Below are 24976 nucleotides of genomic sequence, written 5' to 3' on the forward strand. Positions count from 1 at the left end.
GCTTTATGGAATTATTACAACAATATACATTTCAAATTGTCGCATTGGGAACTGTTATATTAGGCCTAGTGTGTGGTGTGATAGGAACCTTTGCAGTATTACGCCAAGAAAGCCTGTTAGGGGATGGCGCAGCTCATTCTACACTACCTGGAGTAGTGGCGGGATTTCTGTTAACAGGTGTGAAAGATACGACCGTATTATTACTAGGTGCCATATGCACAGCTTGTTTATCAGAATGGATTATGCACAAAACATCCCAAAAAGGAGTTCATTTTGATGCTGCACTAGCTACGATTTTAGCGGCTTTCTTTGGATTTGGGACAGTGTTATTGACTCGCGTGAAAACCATGGAAAATGCTGGACAGGCAGGCTTGAATACGTTTATCTTTGGACAGGCTGTGACCATGATGCAAAGTGATATTTGGGTGATGATCATTTGTGGTACCTGCATTATAGGGGGGGTCATTGTACTTTGGAAAGAATTGAGCCTTACTGTATTTGACCCTATCGAGGCGCAGTTGATGGGTATCCCAGTGTCAAAAGTACGATTTTTTTATCGTGCGGCTCTTATAGTAGCTATTGTGATTGGAATACGAACAGTAGGAGTTGTATTAATTAGTTCCTTGCTGATTGGACCAGCCATGATTGGCCGTCAGTGGACACATTCCTTGCGTACCTTGGTAGTGATTGCTGGTATTAGCGGTGGTATGGTAGCCTTTATGGGGACCTTTGTGAGCGCACTATGGGGAAATCTTCCTACAGGACCTATGATTATCATAGTTATGACTAGTATGATTTTATTAAGCTTAGCATTGGCCACAGGTAAACGCCTTGTTAGGAGGTGTTTTGTATGAGCCATATATTAGAAATTTGGGGGATTGCTACAGTCACTGGTATCAGTTGTAGCCTCATAGGTACATTCTTGGTATTACGCCGTTTATCTATGATGGTAGATGCTATAACACATACTGTTTTTTTAGGCATTGTATTAGCCTTTTTGGTAACAAAAGATTTAAATTCTCCTTGGCTTATCATTGGTGCTACAGCCATGGGCGTAGGCACTGTGTATGCAGTGGAATGGATGCAACAACGTCGCTACATTCGGCCAGATTCCGCTATTGGTATCGTATTTCCCTTTTTATTTGCCTTAGCCATTGTACTAGTTACCTTATTTGGAAAACATGTCCACTTAGATGTAGATACAGCGATTCTAGGTGATTTAGCGTTTGCTACTTTCCAACGATTCACCATAGATGCCTATGATTTAGGACCTATGTTGTTATGGATTGCGATTTTAGTGTGTGTTCTCAATGCAGTGTGCATTGCACTCTTTAAGAAGGAATTAATTCTGATAACCTTTGATCCTGTATGTGCTAAAGTGTATCAAGCAATGCCTATGGCGGTGTCTTATGGGCTTATGACATTGACATCCTTAACAACAGTATCTTCGTTTCAAACTGTGGGGGCTATTTTGGTAACTGGCTGTATGATTGGACCGCCAGCGACAGCATTTATGCTATCTCGAACTGTGAAAGCTATGCTACTTATCAGTATGACAGTAGCTACGATAGCTACTACCATCGGCGTAGCATTAGCATTCCTTTGGGATGTATCTATTGGTGGTATGATTGCTACGGTGATTGGATGTATTTATGGAGTAGTATGGATCTATAAATATGGCGGAAAAAATAAATGATATAAAAAGGTCTGTAACCCTAGGGTTACAGACCTTTTTGTGATATGTGTAGTGTTTTATTTATTCATATTTTCGATTGCTTCAGCTTCTGCTTTGTTGAATTTAGAAGCGATTACGATGCGGATCAAGCAAAGCGCAACGAAGATGTAAGATGCAAAGCCTAACCATTCAGCTGTATCACCGTAGGATTTTGCTTCAGTGAAAGCCAATTGAAGAGGAGCTTCGCCACCGCCTGTACTTACGGAGAAGGCGATAACACCAGCGATGATAACACCGATGATACTTTCACCAACGATCAAACCAGAAGCAAACAATACGCCGCGACGGTTCGATTGTTCTACGTCAGCATCTGCATAAGCACCAGCACGTTCTTTCGCGCGTTTTGTGATGTAACGATTTACGAAGTAACCGATGATGGCACCCATTACAAGAGGCATTTCCAATGTTGGAGGTAAGTAGATACCCATACCAATTGCAAGTGGTGGCAATGTTAAGGATTTTGTTGTAGATTTTAGAATCAAGTTTACAACGATGGCTACGATACCAACTACGATGCCGTAGAAGATGTATGTCCAATCCATGTTAGCATTGAAGATACCTTCTGCGATTTGACGCATCAATGTAGCTTGTGGAGCGGATAATGCTTGTGCAGGATCCATTCCTTCACGAGGCATAGCGCCTGTGAAACCGTAAGCGTGGTATAACAAGTCAAGTACTGGAGCGATAGCTACGGCACCTGCTAGGGAACCGATTAATAGAGCTACCTGTTGTTTCCAAGGTGTAGCACCTACTAATTGACCAGTTTTCAAGTCTTGCAAGTTATCGTTGGAAATGGCTGCAATGGAGATAACAACGGATGTCATGAAGATTGCCAAAGCAGTGGAGAATTTAATACCTTCAGGAGTAGATAATAAGTCATTAGCAGAACCGATGGCGAATACTACTAGAGAAGATACGATGATACCGATGATACCGATACCAGAGATTGGACTTGCAGAAGTACCAATCAAGCCAGCCATGTACCCACAAGCAGCAGCTACGAAGAAGCCAATTAACAATGCTACTACGATACCTGCAATGACAAGTGTCCAAGCAAGGCCTGCAGACATTGGAAGTGCGGATACGAAAGAGTAGAAGCAAATGATAAGTCCAATGATAATTAAAGCAAATACAACACCGATAGTGGATGGTTTCATATCTGTATCCATGCGGTGTGTGTCGCGATATTCTGCGCTCGCCGTCATGGATTTGATGGACAATTTAATGCCTTCAATGATCGGTTTGATTAATGTCAACAATGTCCAAATCGCTGCGACACCGATAGTACCAGCGCCGATGAAGCGGACTTTTGTTTTCCAAACTGTGCTAGAGAATTTAATAGCTTCTAGATTGTCTGGATTTGGTAGATGGTTTGTTAAGTATGGTACGAAACCACCCCAAGCAATAATCATACCGATCAAGATAGCGATACCGCTGGCAATACCAATTAGGAAACCTGCGCCCAATAGAGCAGAGGAGAAACCGAATGGAATTTGTGTAGCACCAGCGCCTACAGGGAACCAGAAAGATTTAGATTCGCCTAATACGCGTAGACCTTGTGTAACAAAGCTGATAACACCAGCTAACACGCCGCCGGATACGATTTCTTTCATACCGCCAGATTGTTTTGTTGTTTCGCCAGGAACACTAGAACCTACTTTCAAAATTTCAGCAGCAGCACGACCTTCTGGATATGGTAAGTCACTATTCATAACCATAGCGCGACGTAATGGAATGGTAAATAATACCCCAAGACAGCCACCGCAGGCACATAATAACAATGTTTCCAATAAGTCAAAGTTTTGCCAATACCCGATCATCAATAGACCTGGCAATACGAAGATGACTGCAGATAAGGTACCAGCAGCAGATGCTTGCGTTTGTACCATGTTGTTTTCAAGAACATTGGAATCCTTGAAGAAGCGTAAGATTGCCATAGATATTACAGCAGCCGGAATGGAGGATGAGAACGTCAAACCTACTTTCAGACCTAGGTATACGTTAGATGCTGTGAAGATTAATGTAATAATCGCACCTAGTAGCATGCCTCTGACTGTTAATTCCGGTAAGCTAATATCATGACTCATAAAATCATGCTTCATAGTTATACCTCCTTAAAATACACTACTATCTTACTCATTGTATCAGTATTCTCAAGGACTTTCAATAAAAAATATAGTAAATTTTGTATACATACGTCTATTTAGGAAAGTATATTAAAAATTTTCATATACGGTTCATGTAGTTGGTGTATATAATAGAGATATAATTATACCCTATGTGATAAGGAGACAGACTATGAGAAGAAAAATATTTGGTGCGGTACTCATGGCCGCTTGTTTACCAATAGCATTGCAGGCAGCAGATATTACGGTGGTGAAAGAAATGCCTATTGCGGTAGGTGAACGTATCTCTACGACAGCATCACCAGAAACCAATCGCATTATTCGCGAGGAAACGATGAAAGCTAGACAAGATAAAAAACAAATTGTAGCGCCAGCGGCGAAAGCCTTTACAGATCGTTTGCAAGTAACAGTTAAACCAGAGACAGTGAAAGAAAACCATATGGACCTGACATATCCACGAGTGCAATCTGTTAGTCCTTATGTGACAAAAGCAATCAATAAGACCATCACGGACTATGTAGAAAAACTTCGTAAGCAAGTGCACAAAACGAATGAAAAAGCAGTAGATGGAGAAAAGCAAAATTTATACATGAGTTATGATATCAAAGCGGATGGAAATGGGATTTTCTCTGTTACTATTACATCCTATACCATTGAAGACAACGCGTCTCATGGCGTGAATGTGGAAAAGGGACTTACGTTTAATACCACCACAGGTCGTACGTTGTCCTTAAGTGATTTTGGTGGGCTACCACAAGAAACAATTACAGCGGGGCTGCAACAATTGCCGAAAGAAGGTAAAAAAGCTATCTATGCAGATGCCACAGCAGGAAAACCAAATAGTTTCTTTGCCCGTGAAAATCATGACATTGTATTGATTTACGATCAAGGTACCATCGCACCTATGTCCAGTGGTAGCATCTATGTACCAGTAGGAAACTTGGGAAGATAGGCGCAAGGTAACAGAAGCATGGTATCGTTGTTAGGTATTCCTGCTTGGTGGTAGTCAATAGAAAAGACATACTCGTAGCTAAAGTTTGTAATATATACTACGAAATAAAATAGAGGAAAGTTGATATGTTTTTGTTCAACTTTCCTCTATTTTTGTTTGCGTCATATTTTGTTGTAGTTTTTATATGTGTTAATAAGACCGGGATGAAGCCTCCGTATACTAGCATAAGTAACTTGTGTTAGATAGTTTGCTTAGTGAGCCTGTTGTTTCTTCGGAGCATCAAGTCGCTTATAATAGGCTTTATCGATATCTGCATAGGAGATAATTCCTTGTTGTGCCATTAAGGTTAACACCGTCCGTTGTCGTTGTTTTGTAGCATCTATGTTGCTGACCGGATTAAAGTAGGACGGCGCCTGTGGAATGCCTGCGAGCACAGCAGCTTGACTTAAGTTCAGGTCCTTCGGTTCTGTGTTAAAGTATCCTTCAGAGGCAGATTTAATACCATAGTAATCAGTGCCATAATAAATGGTGTTCAAATACATGGTGACGATTTCATCTTTACTATAATAATGTTCCATCAAATAGGCAAGAAATACTTCTTCTACCTTACGAGACATGATACGCTTGGAGGATAAGAATAAATTTTTTACCAATTGTTGGGTAATGGTACTACCACCTTCTACCGTTTGTCCGGCTATGGTATTCGTATACAAGGCACGACCAATGCTAAAGAAATCTACCGCTCCATGCTCATAAAAACGTTTATCTTCCGTAGCCACTAAAGCTTGTTTCACAATAGGACTAATGTCTTCGCTGCGAACGCGATGCTCTGGTGGCACCCGTTTATCCATGGCCTCCTCTACAGCTTCTTTAAAATGAAAGAGACGTTTGATGCGGTCGATTCTGGAAAGTTGATCTTCCCCTTGTTCAATGGTTTGTTCTTTTATCGTATGAGCTACATGTTGCGTAGTGGTTTTAGCGTCCTCTGGGGTATACCCAGCGAACCAATATAAACCACCAGCGGCTAAAGCGAGCACAAGGATAAGTTTAAAAAGTGTTTTCATGGGTTCATCATATCACATCTAGGGGGTATCAACAATAGGGCGAATTCATTATGATAATAGAAACGTTTTATCTGTTAGTATATATGTATAAAAAGATCGTACTAAGTGACTAGAATGACGTAGAGTCGTGGATTCATTCGGTAATACATATGAATTGACATTGTGGTGTAGCGCTGCAAGAATGAAGTGCTATTTGTTATAGGGAATGCCTATGAAAGTGGATGAAATAGAATAAAAATGTATATAAAAGAATTTTTATAAAAAATACTTGCATTATTATACGCATAGATGTATAATACGTTCATAAGATAGAAACAGGGTACTGCGTAGCAGTCATTTACACAAAGAAAGAGGTCAATTATGAGCAACATTAACAAAGTAGTATTAGCCTACTCTGGCGGTTTAGACACATCTGTTATTATCCCTTGGTTAAAAGAAAACTATGGTGCAGAAGTTATCGCTGTATGCGTAAACTTAGGTCAACCAGAAGATTATGACGCAGTAGAGAAAAAAGCTATCAAATCTGGTGCTACAAAAGCGTATATCATCGACGCGCAAGAAGAATTTGTGTCCGACTACATTTGGCCTGTAGTAAAAGCCGGTGCTGTGTATGAAGGTAAATACTTATTAGGTACTTCTTTCGCAAGACCATTGATTGCTAAGAAATTAGTAGAAATTGCTGCACAAGAAGGTGCGGATGCCATCGCTCACGGTGCCACAGGTAAAGGAAACGACCAAGTTCGTTTTGAATTGACTATCAAAGCACTTTCACCAAATACAAAAATCATTGCTCCATGGCGTGAATGGGAATTGAAATCCCGGGAAGATTGTATGGAATATGCAGCAAAACATGATATTCCAGTGGTGGCTACTAAAAAACACCCATACTCCATGGACCAAAACGTATGGCATTTATCCCATGAAGGTGGCGATTTAGAAGATCCTAAGAATGCACCTAAAAATGATGTATATTTAGTTAGCAAATCCCCAGAAGAAGCTCCAGATGTACCAACTATGGTGACTATTGACTTCAAAGAAGGTGTGCCAGTAGCGGTGAATGGTCAAGCTATGTCTCCACTTACCATCTTACAAACTTTAAATGAAATCGGCGCAGCGAATGGTATCGGCATCGTGGATATTGTAGAAAATCGGTTAGTAGGCATGAAATCTCGTGGTGTCTATGAAAATCCTGGTGGAGCGATCATCATGTATGCGCACAGAGAATTAGAATATCTTTGCCTAGACAGAGCCACATACCATTATAAAGAATTGGTGGCGAATAAATACGGAGAGCTTGTGTATGATGGCATGTGGTTTGCTCCATTGATGAGTGCTTTACAAGCTTTTGTAGATAGCACACAACAAACAGTAACCGGTCAAGTGACATTGAAATTGTACAAAGGTAATATCATTAGTGCCGGATCTACATCACCATATTCCTTGTATAACCAAGAATTTGTAACATTTGAAGAAGATGATGTATATAACCAAGCCGATGCAGAAGGGTTCATCAACTTATTCGGATTACCTTTAACAATCAATGCATTAATGAAAGAGAAAGCAGGTTTAAAATAATGGCGAAACTTTGGGGCGGACGCTTTACCAAAGGGACGGACAAGGCAGTAGAGGACTTTACGTCCTCTATTTCCTTTGACTCCCGCATGTATAAAGAAGATGTGGCAGGCAGCATTGCTCATGCGACGATGCTAGCAGAGCAACAGATCATTTCTCAGGAAGATAAGGATGCCATCGTAGCAGGTTTACAGGCTATTGAAAAGCAGATTGATGCAGGAGACTTTGGGTTTTCCGTAGCATTAGAAGACATTCATATGAATATCGAAAAACGCTTAACTAATGCCATCGGTGAGGCCGGTGGGCGTCTCCATACAGGCCGTAGCCGTAATGACCAAGTGGCGGTGGACTTGCATATGTATATCCGTAAGGCCGTAGTGCACATGGGAGAAGAACTTGTGAACTTGCAACAAGCCTTCTTAGAAGTAGCAGAGAAGTATAAAGATGTGATTATCCCTGGTTACACTCATTTACAACGGGCGCAACCGGTGTTATTTAGCCACCATATGATGGCGTACTTTTCCATGATAAGCCGTGACTTCGATAATTTGCCGTTGATCTTCAAACATGCTAATGTAATGCCGTTAGGAGCAGGCGCTTTGGCGGGCACCACATATCCTATCGATCAAAACATCACAAAGGAATTGTTGCATTTCGATGCCATCTATGAAAACAGTATGGATGCTGTCAGCGATCGTGACTATGTGCTAGAGTTCCTCAGCTTTGGGGCAAAAGTGATGATGCATTTAAGCCGGTTAAGTGAAGAATTAATTCTTTGGTCTAGCACAGAATTTGGGTTCATCGAATTAGACGATGCCCATTGCACTGGTTCCAGTATTATGCCACAAAAGAAAAATCCAGACGTATGTGAACTCGTACGTGGTAAAACAGGTCGCATCTACGGTCATTTGATGGGACTTCTTACAACCATGAAAGGCCTGCCAATGACGTACAACAAGGATATGCAAGAAGATAAAGAAGGCGTCTTCGACACCATCGATACCTTACATTTTGCGATCTCTATTACGGCAGATATGTTACGTTATATGAAAGTTAATGGAGAGCACACAAAAGCAGTATTAGACGATGATTTCTCCAATGCTACGGATATGGCGGATTATTTGGCGAAAAAAGGTGTACCATTCCGGGAAGCTCATGCCATTGTAGGGGCAGCGGTACAACATTGTATCGAGAAAGGTTGCGTGTTGTTGGATCTGTCTGTAGAGGATTTCAAAGCTATTTCCCATCACTTTGAAGCGGATATTCTTGAGGCTATCACCATCGAAGCTTGCGTAGCGGGACGTAGTAACTATAGTGGTACCGCACCAGAGTGTGTAGCACGTCAAATTCGTATCGGTAAAGAAGTGCTTGCAGAAGAAATGACACATATTGCGAATTGGAAAGAGAAAATTCATTTATAATAACTAAAAACACAAAGGGGCAAATCGGCGCATGTCGTATTTGCCCTGTTTTAGTATGAGCCGATATATTTGGAAAGCACATATGGAAAAAACGTGATATAATTAAGATATATTTTTGTTAAGAGACATAACGAGGTACTAGAAGTGAAATTAATTTCTTGGAATGTCAACGGCTTGCGTGCAGCCATGACGAAAGGATTTATGGATGCATTTGATGCATTAGATGCAGATATGTTCTGTTTACAAGAAACAAAATTACAACCAGAGCAAATTGAAATGGTCTTGCCGAACCATGAACAATATTGGAATAGTGCGGTGAAAAAAGGCTATAGCGGTACGGCTATTTTTACAAAAGAAAAACCAATTTCTGTAGTGAATGGCATTGGTATTGAAGAACATGACCAGGAAGGACGTGTCATCACAGCAGAATATGAAAAGTTCTACCTAGTGACTTGCTATACACCGAATAGCCAACGTGAATTGGCTCGCTTAGAATACCGTATGGAATGGGAAGTAGCATTTCGTGAGTATTTATTAGCATTAGATGCGAAAAAACCAGTCATCCTATGTGGTGACTTGAACGTTGCGCACCAAGAAATTGATTTGAAAAACCCTAAAACCAACCGTAAAAATGCTGGTTTCAGTGATGAAGAACGTGAAAAAATGACGGAACTCCTAGCTGCAGGATTTACAGATACATTCCGTTATTTATACCCTGATGCGGTTGATGCATACAGCTGGTGGTCCTACATGGGGAAAGCTCGTGAGCGGAACGTAGGATGGAGAATTGACTACTTCCTAGTATCTAGCAGTATTGCGGACAAAATTCAAGAGGCGAAGATTCATGCGGATATCTTTGGATCTGACCATTGCCCAGTGGAACTAGTTATCGATTTATAATTCATTAGTGAGCGTATACTATGTCATTATTGCGTTTTGAAGCTGTTTCTTTGGAGGTTCATGGACACCAGATTTTACGAGATATTTCTTTCTCTGTTGATGCAGGTGAAAGTATCACTATGATTGGTCCTTCGGGGAGTGGTAAAAGTACAATTCTAAAATTGGCTAGCTCCTTGATATCTCCAACAGGAGGTACGATTTCCTTTCATGGTAAGCCTATAGAAAGCTATGTGCCGACAGAGTATCGACAAAGGGTGGCGTACTGTTTCCAGCAACCTTATTTATTTGGACAAACAGTACAACAGAATCTAGCATTTCCTTTTGCTATACGTGGGTGTTCCGTGGATGAGAGAAGAATCAAAGAGTTATTTGATTTATTTCATATAAACCTACAACTATTGGAGAAGTCTAATACAGAGCTATCGGGTGGAGAAATGCAGCGAATTTGTTTGATTCGCAGTTTGCTGTTTGCCCCTGAAGTGTTGCTATTAGATGAGGTGACGTCTGCCTTGGATCTAGAAAATACGGAGTGGGTGGAACAAGGTCTTATACAGTTGCATAAAGAAGGTTTGACCTTGTTAGAGGTGACCCATAATCTAGAGCAAAGTGCTCGCATGGGGCAACGCCGTATCACTGTGAAAGAGGGTTATATTGCAGATTGTGAGGTGCTACATGGGGAGCTTTAACGCCTTATCCAATGAATCCTTACTGATGGCAACAGTTCTCATCGTCATGACTGTCATCGTATCTTATCAACAACGGTTACGATTGGAATTAGAAATATTGCACAGCGCTTTACGGGCGGTAGTACAGCTTGTGGTAGTAGGCTATCTATTGCATTTCATTTTTGGTGCGGACAATCCTTTGTTTACTAGTGGATTGTTGTTGGTGATGCTAATTAGTGCAGCTATTAATGGAGGTAAACGCGGTCCTGGCATTAAACATGCCTCGTGGATTGCAGGTGTCAGCATCGGCATTGGTGCTGTCTTTACATTAGCGGTATTATTGGGTGCTAAGGTCTTATCCTTTACACCGTATCAAATGATTCCCGTAGCAGGCATGGTTATATCCGGGGCGATGGCGGCAGTAGGACTGTGTTTCGGCCAAATTACAACGAACTTTAAGAGGCGCCAACAAGAGATTCAGATTAAGTTAGCCTTGGGCGCTACACCTATGCAGGCTTGTAAAGCTATTTTGCAAGGAGCCCTTATAGTTAGCTTGCAACCGACCATCGATATTGCAAAAACATTGGGCATTGTGTCATTGCCAGGGATGATGACAGGTTTAATCTTGGCAGGTATGAGCCCTATAGAGGCTATCAAATACCAGATCATCGTCATTTTTATGACCTTTTCAACTGTATCCATTGCCATCGCTATAGCCGGATACTTGAGTTGCCGACAATTTTTTAATACAAAGGAACAGCTGATTCTATCTGATTCTCGATAGAATCAGCTTTTTATATACATACTATTTATTTTCTGTCTATAAACCTATAAATTAAGTAGGATTTTTTTGAAAATCTATAGTCATAAGAAACGAGTTGTGATACTATTAGGATATACTCATTCTATTTATATGTAAAACGAGGTGGTATTATGGCAAATTACAACCCTTATGAAAATATGCTACAAACATTAGATTTAGCAGCAGACACATTGGGCATTCCACGCAATGACTATGAAGTGTTACGTCACCCAGAACGTGAAATGAACGTGGCTATTCCAGTACAAATGGATGATGGGCATGTGGAGGTGTTCACTGGCTATCGTTGCCAACATAGCTCTGTTCTTGGTGCATCTAAAGGTGGTCTTCGCTTTCACCCAGATGCAGATGAAAATGAAGTACGCGCGTTAGGTGCGTGGATGACCATCAAAAATGCTATCGCTCATTTACCATATGGCGGTGGTAAAGGCGGCATCAAAGTAGATCCTAAAAAACTAAGTGAAAGAGAGTTGGAACGTTTAACACGTGGTTTTGTTCGTAAAATTGCTCCTATCATTGGGGTAGAACGAGATGTGCCAGCTCCTGATGTAAATACAAACCCACAAATTATGTCTTGGATCGTCGATGAATACAGTGCTTTAACAGGTCAATGGACACCAGGTATCGTAACAGGTAAACCGCTCGCTATCGGCGGTTCCTTAGGTCGTAATGAAGCGACAGGTCGTGGCTGTATGTTCACATTGCTGTCCTATTTGGAAAAACAAGGTACATCGATTAAAGATTTGACTATTGCTGTACAAGGTTTTGGTAATGTAGGATCTGTTGGTGCTTTGTTGATGCATCGTGAAGGTGCTAAGATTGTTGCCATTGGTGATGTACATGGATCTCTGTACAATGCAAACGGCATCGATGTAGAAAAAGCATACGAATATGCAAATTCTCATGGACGTTCTTTGGAAGGCTATGAAGAACCAGGCATGACACGGATCCCTAATCCAGACTTGTTATTGCTAGATGTAGACGTGTTATACTTAGCAGCCTTAGAAAACCAAGTGAATGAAGCTAATATGAAAGAAGTAAAAGCAAAGTTAATCTTGGAAGGTGCGAATGGACCATTGACCAAAGATGCTGACTTATACTTCTTTGAAAAAGGTATTCCTGTATTGCCAGATGTATTAGCCAATGGTGGTGGCGTTGTTGTATCCTACTATGAATGGGTACAAAACAAAGCTGGTTTTTACTGGTCTGAGGAAGAAGTGAATGAAAAATTAGCGAAGAACATGAAGAAAAGCTTTGAAGAAGTATGGGCTATGCAAGAAGAATTTAAAGTATACCCAAGATTGGCTGCGTACATGGTGGCATTGCGTCGCTTAGTAGAAGCATTAAAAATTAAAGGATATAACGGTTAATATATCTGCCCTATCTGCTCATCTTAGATGATGTAATATTTACTAGAGAGCCAGATTTATTGTATAATTTAGGTAATAATATATTATTTATTTTGTATAAGGTGAGAGAAGGTTTATAATCTAAATTTTAATTCAGTCGAATTCGACCGAATTAAATCCGAAGCAGGATATAATTCATTAACATTCAAGGTACAGACGATATGATGGTTGACTCGGTGGGGATGAGCACCTTATTCTTGCCTGATGTGCAGTATCACTTTCATGGCATGAATCCTGATGATGTAGTTATTCATGCATATAATATGTTGTATTTTATTTTAGAAAATGACAATCCTGTTGGTGATGGTGATACTATTAGCGGCCTAGAGAATGGGGAATTGGATTCAAATGTGCAATGGACATTGCAGTATGAGGATTCCCTAGTTCAACCGGTGAGAGCAGTGCTTGATGTAAATATGGGTGAATATGCTTCTGGAACTCGTTAGTTGTTAATCGATGAAAGGTGAGAGTGTTATGAGTAATCAACGTATTTTTGATATGGAACTTGTGAAAGTTGAAAGTTTGGAGAAGGCTGTTAGGACGCCATTTTATCAAACTGATTCCACAGGTGGTTCAGTTTGGGTTATTAAACCTGGTCAAACCTTACCAAAGCATTATCATCATAATTCTGATGATATATGGGTTGTATTGCAAGGAACAGGGGTATTTTATCCAACGCCGGATACTGAGGTGCCTTTTACAAAGGGGCAAGTTATAGTATCTAAAAAGGGTGAATGTCATGGTGCAAAAAATACTGGAACGGAAGATATTGTCTTTGTGAGTATCGTTGCTCCGGTGCCTTCTGATTATGATCCTGTTTATACTAATTAATATGAAAGCACTTTATAGTATTTTCTGGCTCTATAATAAATGTTGGGGTGACACCACTACGGTGTCACTTCCAACATTATTTTTTTGCAAAAAAATAAGCATATAAGGCTCACATGCTTTACAATAAAAGTGTCAAAGTCCTAAAGAAAGGATGTGAGCTTATATGCCTACTACTGATTATACTGAATTTTTACATAATGTAAAACAAGAATATATTACAAATAGCTATGAATTAGACGGAATATTTATTTTTGACATAGAATTACCAGCAACATCACATATTTGCCCAAAGTGTGGAGAAACCACAAAGCATATTAAGGATTACCGCATACGTACTGTAAAGTTTGGAAAAGTACAACGAGGCCCACTAATTGGAAAATACAGACAGCGTCGGTATATTTGTCCGCATTGTGGTCATTCTTTTGCTGAAAGCAATCCATTTGTACGAAAACATATGCAACTAAGTGTAACTAATATTAGAATGCTATTTGATAAACTTACTGAAAGTGTAACCTATACAGCTATTGCTAACGAGTGTGATACATCTATTACTACAGTATTACGTTATTGCTCTATGATCACTATACCTAAGCCCAAGACCTTACCCACTGTGATTGGTATTGATGAGTTTAAAGGAAATGCAGAAGGCTACCAATACCAAGTTAATTTAACTAATCCAGATACACATGAAATATTAGATATTTTACCGAAACGTGATACGCAAGCATTAATCCACTATTTTGCATCATTTAAACATAAGGATCGCCTACAAGTTAAGTTTATTGTAATGGATATGTCCATACAATTTAAGCGCATCATGGAGGCGCTATTTCCACATGCGCATATTATCTGTGATCGATACCATGTATGTCGACTTGTAGATTGGGCGGTAGAGCGAGTTAGAAAGCGTGAGCAACATAAACTGGCTGCTTATTCACGTATGTTAAAACAGAATCGACGTGTACTAATGAAGCATCCAGACCATTTAACGGAAGCCGAACATATTAAACTATGTGAAATACTCAGAATATCTGATGATTTACGAAAAGCATATGCTTTAAAACTTTCTTTTAGAAAAATCTTTTCAATCTATGGTAAACAAAGAATAGCTGCACATTTAACGCATTGGTTGGAATTAGTAAAAGCATCTGGCTTAGATGAATTTAATAACTTCTTTACATCATTTCCTGCATGGATGACGCAATTAACTAATGCATTCTTACTTCCATATTCTAATGGATACACAGAAGGAACTAACAACAAAATTAAAGTATTAAAACGGATAAGCTATGGACTTCGCCACTTTGGTAGATTTAGAGTACGTATTCTACTTTTGAGCAAAAAGAATGGCACCAACCATACATATGATTGGTGCCAAAGAAGACTCGTAGGGTGAATACCCCAACATTTGACAGAGAGCCTTTTATTTAATATGTTTACTACCACGTTCTGTCATCGGTGTGCCATTTTGGCAAAGTGGGCATGCATCAGCTTCAAATGTTGGTACTGTTAAGTTCAACAAGGCTTGTACTTTTTCTTTTGGCACACCAAAGTCTGCTTTACCACCGCTGCGGTTTACAAGAAGGCCTACGCCAACGATTTCACCGCCAGCTTCGTTTACAACATCTACTACTTCACGAACGGATCCGCCTGTGGTTACGATGTCTTCTACGATGAGAACACGTTGTCCTTTTTCAATGCGGAATCCACGGCGCAATGTCATTTTACCTTTTTCTCGTTCTGTAAAGATAGCACGAGTACCTAAGGCTTTGCCTACTTCGTGAGCCAATAAGATACCGCCAGTCATAGGTCCAATCACAAGCTCTACGTTTTGGTCTTCAAAACGACGAGCTAACTCTTGGCATAATTGTTCAGTATATTTTGGATGGGATAAGACATTAAACTTTTCTACATACATTGGGCTGTGAAGGCCAGATGTTAACAAGAAATGTCCTTCCAAAATAGCTTGTGTGTCGATTAATAATTGTTTTACATTCTCTTCTGTCATCATTTTTACACTGTCTCCATTTCCTCAACAATTAAACGAACTGCTTCTTGTGGATTTTCTGCTTGTGTAATTGGTCGTCCTACCACAATGCGAGACGCCCCATCTTGTAAAGCGCTACTAGGGGTAGCGATACGTTTTTGGTCGTTAGTAGCTGCAAACGATGGACGGATACCTGGTGTGACGATTAAGAAATCTTCTCCGCAGGCTTCACGAATTAGTTTTGCTTCTAATGGGGAAGCGACAACGCCATCTACACCAGCCGCTTTAGCTAGTTTAGCCAGTTTTACTACATGGTCTGAAATTGGTAAAGATCCACCAATAGCGGACCAGTTTTCATCATCAAAGCTCGTTAAGGCTGTAATTGCCAATAGTTTAGGACGCTCAATGCCTAGCTCAGCAGCTTGTTCTTTGGCAGCTTGTATAGCGGCTTCCATCATTACTTTGCCGCCTTGGCTATGGATGGTAATGAGCTTGGCACCTAGCCGTGTTAAGGATTTAATACCATGTGCTACCGTATTTGGAATATCATGTAATTTCAAGTCAAGAAATACGGATTTATTGTGGTCTCGTAAATAGGCTACAGTTTGTTCGCCTGCTGCATAGAATAGTTCCATGCCAACTTTATAATAGCTGACGGAATCGCCTAAAGATGTTACGATGGATTGCATCGCCTCCAGTGAGGACACATCTAAGGCTACAATTAAACGATCATCTGCCATAGGAACCTCCTTGTTTCACAAATCGTATTATTATTTCATAGTTTATGGTGAAAGTCAAGGATTTTTATATATTCATTGAAAATTGAATGACTATAATTTATAATAAAACTACAATTGGATACGTATTTGATAGGAGTTGAAAGTATGAAATTAGTTGTGACAGTGGTAGGGCAAGACAGAGTAGGTATTATTGCAGGAGTGACTCGTGTGTTAGCGGACAATGAAGTAAATGTAGTGTCCATTAATCAAACGATTTTGGAGGGTATCTTTAATATGATCATGATGTGTGAGGTCAGTGATTCCGCTGATTTAAGTGGTATCCAAAAAGCATTATTAGCAGAAGGAGAACGATTAGGGGTTCAAATTTTAGCACAAAATGCAGCCATCTTTTTAAGCATGCATCGTGTAGGATAAGCGAGGGTACCTATGTTAAGTATTGAAAATATTTTAGAAACGAATCGGATGATTCAAGATAATAAGTTAGATGTGCGGACCATCACGATGGGGATTAGCCTATTAGGATGTATCTCGGAAGATGGGGAGCGCATGTGTACTCGTATTTATGACCATATTACAAAAGAAGCGGAATACCTTGTGAAAACAGGGGAAGAGTTAGAGCGTGAATTAGGGGTACCTATTATTAATAAACGTATTTCTGTAACGCCTATTTCCTTAATTGGTGGAGCTTCTAACTTGCCAAATTATGTGCCTATTGCTCGTGCCTTAGATAAAGCCGCAAAAGCAGTAGGTGTAAATTTCATCGGCGGTTTCTCTGCTTTGGTATCGAAAGGGTATACGGAAGGCGACCGCAAGCTTATTGCCTCCATTCCTGAAGCGTTAGCGACGACAGATATCGTGTGTAGTTCGGTAGGTATCGGTTCCACAAAGGCGGGCATCAATATGGATGCAGTAGCTGAAATGGGATACATTGTGAAAGAAACAGCTCGCCTCACAGCAGACAGGGATGCGTTGGGCTGTGCGAAACTTGTTATTTTCTGCAATCCTGTAGAAGATAATCCGTTCATGGCAGGGGCTTTCCATGGAGTTACAGAAGGTCAGACAACTATTAGTGTGGGTGTCAGTGGTCCTGGAGTGGTGAAACATGCTTTAGAATCTGTGAAAGGCGAACCATTTGATGTGGTGGCAGAAACCATCAAACGGACAGCTTTCAAGATTACTCGTGTAGGACAATTGGTGGCACAAGAGGCGTCACGTAGATTGAATAAACAATTCGGTATTATCGATATTTCCTTGGCGCCAACACCAGCTGTAGGAGACTCCGTAGCACATGTACTAGAAGAAATGGGGCTAGAAGCGTGCGGTACCCATGGTACTACGGCAGCCTTGGCCTTGTTAAACGATGCTGTGAAAAAAGGTGGCCTTATGGCATCCTCTCACGTAGGTGGATTAAGTGGTGCTTTCATTCCTGTCAGTGAAGATAAAGGCATGATTGATGCGGTTACATTAGGCAGTTTATCCTTAGATAAATTAGAAGCTATGACCTGTGTTTGCTCTGTGGGCCTAGATATGATTGCTGTCCCTGGGGATACGTCGGCAGCCACTATCTCTGCTATCATTGCAGATGAGGCAGCTATCGGTATGATTAATAATAAAACGACCGCGGTACGACTCATTCCAGTGCCAAATAAGACCGTAGGGGACGTCGTAGAATTTGGTGGACTCTTGGGGTATGCACCGATTATTAAGGTCCATCCATTTAGTTCAGAAGAGTTCATTCGCCGTGGTGGTCGCATTCCTGCACCAGTACGAAGTTTGACGAACTAATGAGTCTAAACTATGTGGAATCTTCCATAGTAGTTACATGTTATAGAATATAGTGAGGTAAGGTTATGAAACAAATTTGTGTGATGGAACCATTAGGGGTATCCGAAGAGTTATTACAATCCTTAGCGAAACCCTTCAAGGCACAAGGCTATGAACTAGTCGTGCATACTACGAAAGAAACTGACCAAGTGAAGTTACTAGACCGTGTTCGTGAGGCGTCTATCATTATCTTGGCGAACCAACCGTTGTCAGGGGAGATCATTCGCCAATGTCCAAACCTAGAATTTATTTCTGTGGCTTTTACAGGTGTTGACCATGTGGATTTGCATGCGTGCCGTGAAAAGGGTGTTATCGTGAGTAATGCAGCGGGTTATTCTACACAAGCGGTGGCAGAGTTAGTGTTTGGGCTAGCTATTTCCGTAATGCGTAATGTGTTGCCTTGTGATGACCGTACACGCACAGGCGGAACAAAAGATGGTTTGCCTGGATTTGAACTACACGGTAAAACCTTTGGTGTTGTGGGAACGGGTGCGATTGGTAGTGCTGTGGCACGCATTGCAAAAGCATTTGGGTGCAAGGTCATCGCCTATAACCGTTCAGAAAAACCTGAACTAGCGGCAGAAGGGATTACTTTTACAGACCTAGACACAGTGGTACAAGAAGCAGATATTCTATCCTTACATGTACCATTAACAGAAGAGACACGCCATGTAATCGATGCGAAACGCATTGATATGATGAAAGATACAGCCGTGTTAATCAATACGGCGCGTGGACCTGTGGTGGATAACGAAGCTTTGGCGAAAGCCTTGCATGCCGGTAAATTACGTGGCGCAGGCATCGATGTATTTGAAGTAGAACCGCCAATCCCGACAGACCATCCATTATGCGATGCACCTCGTACAGTATTAACACCGCATATTGCCTTTGCTAGCCAAGAGGCCTTTGTCACACGGGCTCACATCGTGATGGATAATATTGTGGCATTTTTGAAAGGGGAGCCTGTAAATCGGGTGTGTTAAAATGTTCATAGATATGACATATAACCATAGTACTATGTATATAGTTCTCCTATAGTGATTGCATTTTCCCTTCAATCGTCCTATAATACTTTGTATTACGTTTTAATATACAATAGTACATTCTATATGGACTCACAGAAAGGGTGATTGGATGAGACCTGTACATACACTACCAAGTTATAGCTTTGGGGGACATGAAATTTTTGATACAATAGGAGATTATACGAAACAGTTAGGCAAGAAAACTGTCATTATTGGGGGAGACACATCTTTATCTGTGGCATTACCTTTCTTACAACCAGCCCTAGAGAAAGCGGGAGTTGAAGTATTAGAAGTAGTACATTTTGGCGGGGAATGTGCCTATGCTGTAACGGATGCGCTAGCTAAAAAAGAGACATTACAATCTGCAGATTTTTTAATTGGTGTCGGCGGAGGTAAGGCCCTAGATACTACAAAACTAACGAGTATAACGTTAGGGGACATTCCTGTCATCACAGTGCCTACCATTGCCGCTACTTGTGCGGCTACATCCGAGGCGATTGCCATTTATACCTTGGACCATACATTTGACAGCGTAGCCTTCCTAAAACGTCCTGCAGTGCATACATTCATCGATGCAGACATTTTGGTGAAAGCCCCAAGCTGCTATTTCTGGGCAGGTATGGGTGATACCATAGCGAAGCATTATGAAACACATATGGCTACACGTGGCCGAGATTTGTCGTATAATGTGCAAGTTGGTTTGGCCTTATCCAAGATGTGTGCGGAACCAATTTTTGCTCACGGTCGTGAAGCGCTTACGGCAAATGAGCAAGGAGAACGAAATCGTCTCTTTGATGAACTAGTGATGGCAGTGATTTTGACAACTGGCATTGTATCTGGATGCATGCCAGGAGATTTCAATAGTACTATCGCTCATGCTGTATGCTATGGTTGTGCTGAAGATCCTGAGACAGAAGAAAACCACCTTCATGGTGAAATGGTAGCCTACGGATTGTTGGTCTTGTTTGCAACAGATAAACAAGATGATGAGTTAGCTCGTTGGTTGCCAGTGTACCGTCAAATTGGTTGGCCTACAAAACTTTCAGAATTGGGATTAACAACTGACCATATTCCGATGATTGTGAAAAAAGCGGCCTCTGTCCGTGATGTAGTCATCAGCCCTTATGTAGTAACAGAAGAATTATTGACTGAAGCTATTTTGAAAGTAGAAACACATAACTAATCATCAACAGGTATCTCTAGTAGAAAGAGGTACCTGTTTGTGCTATGATGGAGGTATGTTTATAATATGAATAAAATAGCTATGGTATATGTTAGGAATATGAGTTAAATGTGGGGATTATCCAATACAGATAGTAAATATAAATGAGATGATGGTTTGTAGAATTATTCAAATTCATAGGATTGGCAACTAGTATGGCTAATTTTGTATAAAATGGGATAGATAGTTCATACATGAGTAGGAATATAATAGGTGGACAGGGATAAGTGGGAACTATGGAACGAATATCATGGAATGAAATAGAGTTTGTAAAGGTAGGAAATGCAACAGATGCAGAGGGCAAAACGGGTTTGACCGTATTGCGTTTTCCCCAAGGGGCACAAGGAGGCCTACACATTAGTGGAGGTGGCCCTGCTGCACGTGAAAGTGGCATCCTAGATCCAACGACGGCTCCCACGCCGGTGAATGCTTTGGTCTTAGGTGGTGGATCTGCCTTTGGGCTCTGCGCTAGCGATGGTGTTATGCAATGCTTAGAAGAGCGGAATATTGGCTTTCCTACAGTCTATGGCGTAGTACCTATTGTTTGCCAAAGCGATATTTACGACTTATCGTATGGTAATCCTAATGCACGACCTACAGTACAGATGGCGTATGATGCTTGTGAAAGGACTTTCACAAGTACGGAACCGATCTCTGGCAATGTAGGCGCTGGTACAGGGGCTACCGTAGGGAAGGTGTGCGGAATGGAACGGGCCATGAAGGGCGGTATCGGTTATGCGGCGGCAAAGTTAGGAGACCTGGTGGTAGGCGCTGTCGTGGTGGTGAATGCCTTTGGCAATGTGTATGGTCGTCATGGACATGCCCTAGGGGGTGTCATGGATGAAGGGCGCCAGAACATATTGGATGCTTGTCAGCTGATATTTGACCAATATGAAGGACATAGTGAAAGTAAACCTCTATTAGGTGAATCTGTAAAATCTAGTGTGGGGAGTGAGGCATTGCAGAATGGTCATTCCCAACATAAAGCGGTCCTAGGCATGGAAAAAGGAAACACTACCATCGGGGCCATCGTGACGAATGCTACATTTACTAAAGGTGAATTAACCAAGATTGCTATGATGGCTACTAATGGATATGCACGGTCCATTCGACCGGTGGGGACCTTGTCTGATGGAGATACTATCTATGCGTTCTCTGTGTCTGAGTCAGATACATTAGTAGAGTATGATGCTAATAAACGGGCTAATGGGAATAACGATGACCATCATTTTGAAATACAAAATGGTTTGAGGAGAATAGCTGAAAGTCAGTCTACTTGTAATATAGAAAAAGAAGTAGTAGCTGATGTGAATGTGGTAGGCACTTTGGCAGCAGAGCTAATGAGCGATGCCATCGAAGATGCTATGCGAGCTAGTAGGGTAGATCATTCCGAGTTTTTAGCAAATATAATTGATTTACACGAAGTGAAAATTTAAAATATATAAAAAATACTTGCATTTTATATGAAAGTGCTATATAATAACTCTTGTATTATTCCTCGATAGCTCAGCAGGTAGAGCAATCGGCTGTTAACCGATCGGTCGTAGGTTCGAGTCCTACTCGAGGAGCCATACAAGGCCCGTTGGTCAAGCGGTTAAGACACCGCCCTTTCACGGCGGTATCGGGGGTTCGATTCCCCCACGGGTCACCATATGGACGATTAGCTCAGCTGGGAGAGCGCCTGCCTTACAAGCAGGATGTCGGCAGTTCGATCCTGTCATCGTCCACCATAGCTAAGAACCATCCGAATGGGTGGTTCTTTTTTATATACTTTCGTTAATGAAATGGAACTTCTATGAAAGACAAACGAACGTTAACATATACAATTGAAAATACAATAGCACAGACGCTAGGGGAATGGTTAGATATCCATCAATTTCCTCGGAAAACGATGAAAGAACTCTTCGGTACAAAGGCTGTCCGATTGGAGGGGCAACTGTGTACGGCAAAATCGGGACTTTCAGAGGGGATGGTATTAGAAATTATCCCTCTAAAAGAGAGTATCGATCACGACCCAATAGAAATGCCCTTAACAATAGCCTATGAAGATGAAGATATTCTTATCGTAGACAAACCATCGGGAATCACGATGAACTCGAAAGGGCAAGTATCTTTAGCGAATGGAGTAGCTTACTATTTTAAAGTACATAAAATTTATGGAAAGGTGAGATTTTTAAATCGTTTAGACAGAGATACATCGGGCTTGGTGGTAGTCGCGAAGCATGGATTGGCACAACACTTTTACCAAATGCAGATGGATAATAATCGCTTGGAAAAATGGTACCGAGCGACGGTACAAGGGCGATTGGCACAAGAGCGTGAGGTACTAGAACTACCTATTCGTAAAAGTGCAGATGGAATCTACCAAGAGGTGCACCCAGAGGGTGTGATGACCAAAACGGAATACGAAGTGCTACACTATGATGAGCCAGAAGATACAACAGACGTGCGTATTCGCTTGTGGACGGGTAAGACTCACCAAATTCGAGTGACTATGGCACATATAGGACATCCGTTGGTACATGACCCATTGTATGCTGATGAGGGTGTGTTGGAATCCAGACAGAGTACAGTGGAAAATGATGATGCACAATATTACAAAGGCTTACAGCAAGAGGTAAGGAATACAGCGAACGGACAGATAGAAGACATAGGCAAGACGTTTGCCCTTAGGGCCTATCGTTTAGTGTGTTATCACATGCGAACAGGTGAACAAATCGTAGTAGAAGTATGATAGCGGTATATTGTTATAGCTGTAGTTACTATCTTTTTTGCACGCAAATATTAGAATCGTGCTTTTTGTGTTGTGTTTAGTACCTATATCGTATTTAGTTTTTCTGCATGAAATAAGAACTTGTCAGTTTTCTATTGTATGAGATGAACACAGCACAAACCATTATTTACGACACGTAATGCAGACCCAGTTGTTTTCTGTGGTGATAGACAGATTGATAAATCCAACGGCTGAGGCTGCCTCCATTAGTGTTTGTTCTTCTCCGGCTTGGATGCCGCTCATAATGAATACGCCCTTAGGTTCTAGGCATCGATACGCATCTTCTAATAAGCGTAGTAAGATGGGAGTAATAATGTTAGCCACGATAAGAGAGGCGGTTTCCGTCACGCCTTTCAATAAATTATTTGTTTGTACAGTCACAACAGATTCTAATTGATTCATTATCACGTGGTTGCGAGCATTCGTTGAGGCTGTTTCATCTAGGTCAAAGGCGATCACAGATTGAGCGCCAAGGGCTCCTGCGGATAAGGCGATAATTCCAGACCCCGTGCCTACGTCAAAGACCGTACTGTCAGGAGTGAGATATTGCGCCATCGCTTGGATTGCCAATCTTGTGGTAGGATGATCGCCAGTGCCGAAGGCAATACCAGGTTCAATGCGAATGATGTGTTCATTTTCGCGAGGACTATACTCCACCCAATCTGGAATAATAGTAAGATTGTCCGTCATAGGGATGGGTGGATATTGCGTTTTCCAATCGTCCCAACCAGATTCGTCAGCCATGTAGATGGACAGCGCGAGGGGACCGAAATCCATGATGAAAGTACTTTGTAATTGCTGGAGCTCACTTTTGATGAGAGTTTCTAACTGGTCAATCTCATATAGGTCGGGGTCTATATAAGCTTTCACAGTGACATCAGAGGAATCGTAGAGCTCCTCACGGTCCGGTTTGATAATGCCAAACCCATCGTCTGTGAGTTGATCAAATTCATAGGGATCTTCCGTGTAGACGCCTTCAGCGCCTAGTGCGAGCAATGTATCTGTGATGAGTTCAGACGCTTCGTGCGTCGTGGTCAATGTAATTTCTAGCCATGCCATTGTAGTACCTCGTACATATAACATACATATAGTGTAAGATAATATACACATAACGTAATTATAAGTGGTTATATATTACTAGTATAGTATCACATCTGAAAGGGCTTAGCCAAATTGTGTAGGAATTATTGTACGTGTAAGTTTCTAGCTAGGTTTCTATGGGGAGTAATCCCATAGATAGAGCCTAAGGATGGCTTGGAGAATTGTTTCTTGTAGGAAGTCGAAAAATATAGTGCTATGTAATACAAAGATGGTTACTTTCATTTGCAAAAATAACGATTTTTTTCATTGAAGAAAAATTTGTTTGCAAAAAGTGCAAAAATTTCCATTGAAAATGTAGAAAGTTATGTTTCTTTCAATAGTGAGGGACCTATGAAATATGAATCGCTGTACAAACTATATAGAAAATCTGAAGTAGATTGGAAGAAACGCTATGAAGATCGGTTCAAACATGAGTTTACCGTACATTTGCCAATTGCTATCAAAGAATATAATCGAAAAGTATCATTTCCTGCGTTTTATTGCTATGCCCCTGAAATGATGAGCTTAGTATTGTGCATTTACAAGGAAACAGCAGAGTTTATTAAAGAACTCCAACCATTACCTAATGTGTTGCTGAATCATCTCATGAATAGTTTTCTAGTAGATGAGATAAAATCAAGTAATGATATCGAGGGGGTTCGTAGTAGTCGACGCGAAATCAAGGATTCCTTGGAACAGTTTGATAGTAACCGACCTTTGCGATTTCACAGTATTATCGAAAAATATAAACAAGGTTAATTGTATAATGAAATTGAACAATTGAATATAAAAAATCCATAGTGATTTCGTGGTATGATTATAGTGCTAAA

Annotated in this window: 23 protein-coding genes, 3 tRNA genes and 1 pseudogene; 22 read left to right on the forward strand and 5 right to left on the reverse strand. The window is 41.0% G+C overall.

Annotation, left to right across the window (positions count from 1 at the left end; translation table 11 throughout):
• Nucleotides 1-5 precede the first annotated feature (5 nt).
• Both EO117_RS05580 and EO117_RS05585 read left to right on the forward strand, forming a co-directional pair.
• The gene (locus EO117_RS05580; protein ID WP_126939494.1) at nucleotides 6-854 is read left to right on the forward strand and encodes a metal ABC transporter permease; all 849 of its coding nucleotides are present in this window, start codon (nucleotides 6-8) and stop codon (nucleotides 852-854) included.
• The gene (locus tag EO117_RS05585; protein WP_126939495.1) at nucleotides 851-1696 is read left to right on the forward strand and encodes a metal ABC transporter permease; all 846 of its coding nucleotides are present in this window, start codon (nucleotides 851-853) and stop codon (nucleotides 1694-1696) included. Before EO117_RS05580 ends, EO117_RS05585 begins: the two co-directional genes overlap by 4 nt.
• Before the next feature lie 56 nt (nucleotides 1697-1752).
• On the opposite strand, the gene EO117_RS05590 is transcribed toward EO117_RS05585, so the two are convergent.
• Entirely contained in the window at nucleotides 1753-3837 is a 2085-nt protein-coding gene (locus EO117_RS05590) for an OPT family oligopeptide transporter (protein ID WP_126939496.1), read from the reverse strand.
• 196 nt (nucleotides 3838-4033) lie between these two features.
• On the opposite strand from EO117_RS05590, the gene EO117_RS05595 reads away from it, so the two are divergent.
• On the forward strand, nucleotides 4034-4813 hold the full coding sequence (locus tag EO117_RS05595; RefSeq protein ID WP_126939497.1) for a hypothetical protein: 780 nt from the start codon (nucleotides 4034-4036) through the stop codon (nucleotides 4811-4813).
• Between the two features lie 251 nt (nucleotides 4814-5064).
• On the opposite strand, the gene EO117_RS05600 is transcribed toward EO117_RS05595, so the two are convergent.
• On the reverse strand, nucleotides 5065-5877 hold the full coding sequence (locus tag EO117_RS05600) for a transglycosylase domain-containing protein (protein WP_126939498.1): 813 nt from the start codon (nucleotides 5875-5877) through the stop codon (nucleotides 5065-5067).
• A 360-nt stretch (nucleotides 5878-6237) separates the two neighbouring features.
• Here EO117_RS05600 and EO117_RS05605 point away from each other — a divergent pair, with 360 nt between their 5' ends.
• From EO117_RS05605 to EO117_RS05645, 9 genes and pseudogenes are all read left to right on the forward strand, one after another.
• Nucleotides 6238-7452, forward strand: a complete 1215-nt coding sequence (locus tag EO117_RS05605) for an argininosuccinate synthase (protein ID WP_009353173.1) — start codon at nucleotides 6238-6240, stop codon at nucleotides 7450-7452.
• On the forward strand, nucleotides 7452-8870 hold the full coding sequence (gene argH / locus EO117_RS05610) for an argininosuccinate lyase (RefSeq protein ID WP_126939499.1): 1419 nt from the start codon (nucleotides 7452-7454) through the stop codon (nucleotides 8868-8870). Before EO117_RS05605 ends, argH begins: the two co-directional genes overlap by 1 nt.
• A 144-nt stretch (nucleotides 8871-9014) precedes the next feature.
• On the forward strand, nucleotides 9015-9770 hold the full coding sequence (locus EO117_RS05615; protein WP_126939500.1) for an exodeoxyribonuclease III: 756 nt from the start codon (nucleotides 9015-9017) through the stop codon (nucleotides 9768-9770).
• Nucleotides 9771-9790: 20 nt separating this feature from the next.
• The gene (locus EO117_RS05620; protein WP_126939501.1) at nucleotides 9791-10456 is read left to right on the forward strand and encodes an ATP-binding cassette domain-containing protein; all 666 of its coding nucleotides are present in this window, start codon (nucleotides 9791-9793) and stop codon (nucleotides 10454-10456) included.
• On the forward strand, nucleotides 10443-11219 hold the full coding sequence (gene fetB / locus EO117_RS05625; RefSeq protein WP_126939502.1) for an iron export ABC transporter permease subunit FetB: 777 nt from the start codon (nucleotides 10443-10445) through the stop codon (nucleotides 11217-11219). Before EO117_RS05620 ends, fetB begins: the two co-directional genes overlap by 14 nt.
• Before the next feature lie 149 nt (nucleotides 11220-11368).
• Nucleotides 11369-12625 carry a Glu/Leu/Phe/Val dehydrogenase gene (locus tag EO117_RS05630; RefSeq protein ID WP_126939503.1) on the forward strand — a complete coding sequence of 419 codons (1257 nt, stop codon included), beginning with the start codon at nucleotides 11369-11371 and terminating at the stop codon, nucleotides 12623-12625.
• A gap of 173 nt (nucleotides 12626-12798) precedes the next feature.
• Nucleotides 12799-13110 (forward strand): annotated as a pseudogene (locus tag EO117_RS05635) (DUF4261 domain-containing protein); the annotation flags it as partial.
• Nucleotides 13111-13138: 28 nt separating this feature from the next.
• Nucleotides 13139-13495: a cupin domain-containing protein gene (locus EO117_RS05640; RefSeq protein ID WP_126939504.1), complete on the forward strand. Its 357-nt coding sequence runs from the start codon at nucleotides 13139-13141 to the stop codon at nucleotides 13493-13495.
• A 163-nt stretch (nucleotides 13496-13658) separates the two neighbouring features.
• Nucleotides 13659-14891, forward strand: coding sequence for an ISL3 family transposase (locus EO117_RS05645; protein WP_126939505.1), 1233 nt, complete (start codon nucleotides 13659-13661; stop codon nucleotides 14889-14891).
• A 27-nt stretch (nucleotides 14892-14918) separates the two neighbouring features.
• On the opposite strand, the gene pyrE is transcribed toward EO117_RS05645, so the two are convergent.
• Nucleotides 14919-15506, reverse strand: coding sequence for an orotate phosphoribosyltransferase (gene pyrE, locus EO117_RS05650; protein ID WP_126939506.1), 588 nt, complete (start codon nucleotides 15504-15506; stop codon nucleotides 14919-14921).
• Nucleotides 15507-15508: 2 nt separating this feature from the next.
• Nucleotides 15509-16222, reverse strand: a complete 714-nt coding sequence (gene pyrF / locus EO117_RS05655; RefSeq protein ID WP_126939507.1) for an orotidine-5'-phosphate decarboxylase — start codon at nucleotides 16220-16222, stop codon at nucleotides 15509-15511.
• 144 nt (nucleotides 16223-16366) lie between these two features.
• Here pyrF and EO117_RS05660 point away from each other — a divergent pair, with 144 nt between their 5' ends.
• The 9 genes from EO117_RS05660 (at nucleotide 16367) to EO117_RS05700 (ending at nucleotide 23027) form a co-directional block, all read left to right on the forward strand.
• Nucleotides 16367-16636: an ACT domain-containing protein gene (locus tag EO117_RS05660; RefSeq protein ID WP_126939508.1), complete on the forward strand. Its 270-nt coding sequence runs from the start codon at nucleotides 16367-16369 to the stop codon at nucleotides 16634-16636.
• Nucleotides 16637-16648: 12 nt separating this feature from the next.
• On the forward strand, nucleotides 16649-18007 hold the full coding sequence (locus tag EO117_RS05665; RefSeq protein ID WP_126939509.1) for a PFL family protein: 1359 nt from the start codon (nucleotides 16649-16651) through the stop codon (nucleotides 18005-18007).
• Between the two features lie 65 nt (nucleotides 18008-18072).
• Nucleotides 18073-19029 (forward strand): 2-hydroxyacid dehydrogenase, encoded by a 957-nt coding sequence (locus tag EO117_RS05670; RefSeq protein WP_126939510.1) that lies wholly within the window; start codon nucleotides 18073-18075, stop codon nucleotides 19027-19029.
• Nucleotides 19030-19180: 151 nt separating this feature from the next.
• Nucleotides 19181-20254: an iron-containing alcohol dehydrogenase family protein gene (locus tag EO117_RS05675; protein WP_126939511.1), complete on the forward strand. Its 1074-nt coding sequence runs from the start codon at nucleotides 19181-19183 to the stop codon at nucleotides 20252-20254.
• Between the two features lie 275 nt (nucleotides 20255-20529).
• Nucleotides 20530-21729, forward strand: coding sequence for a P1 family peptidase (locus tag EO117_RS05680; RefSeq protein WP_126939512.1), 1200 nt, complete (start codon nucleotides 20530-20532; stop codon nucleotides 21727-21729).
• 59 nt (nucleotides 21730-21788) lie between these two features.
• Nucleotides 21789-21864 (forward strand) — tRNA-Asn (locus EO117_RS05685).
• Between the two features lie 5 nt (nucleotides 21865-21869).
• A tRNA-Glu gene (locus tag EO117_RS05690) sits at nucleotides 21870-21944 on the forward strand.
• Between the two features lie 3 nt (nucleotides 21945-21947).
• Nucleotides 21948-22023: transfer RNA gene (locus EO117_RS05695), tRNA-Val, on the forward strand.
• A gap of 65 nt (nucleotides 22024-22088) precedes the next feature.
• Nucleotides 22089-23027, forward strand: coding sequence for an RluA family pseudouridine synthase (locus tag EO117_RS05700; protein ID WP_240632590.1), 939 nt, complete (start codon nucleotides 22089-22091; stop codon nucleotides 23025-23027).
• 162 nt (nucleotides 23028-23189) lie between these two features.
• Here EO117_RS05700 and prmA read toward each other — a convergent pair whose 3' ends face one another.
• A complete protein-coding gene (gene prmA, locus EO117_RS05705) occupies nucleotides 23190-24125 on the reverse strand; it encodes a 50S ribosomal protein L11 methyltransferase (RefSeq protein WP_164727500.1) in 936 nt (311 codons plus the stop codon).
• Between the two features lie 372 nt (nucleotides 24126-24497).
• Between prmA and EO117_RS05710 the strand changes: the two genes are divergently transcribed.
• Nucleotides 24498-24905, forward strand: coding sequence for a hypothetical protein (locus EO117_RS05710; RefSeq protein WP_126939514.1), 408 nt, complete (start codon nucleotides 24498-24500; stop codon nucleotides 24903-24905).
• Nucleotides 24906-24976: the final 71 nt, after the last annotated feature.

This window comes from Veillonella sp. VA142 (assembly GCF_003992135.1).
In the GTDB taxonomy this organism is placed as follows: domain Bacteria; phylum Bacillota; class Negativicutes; order Veillonellales; family Veillonellaceae; genus F0422.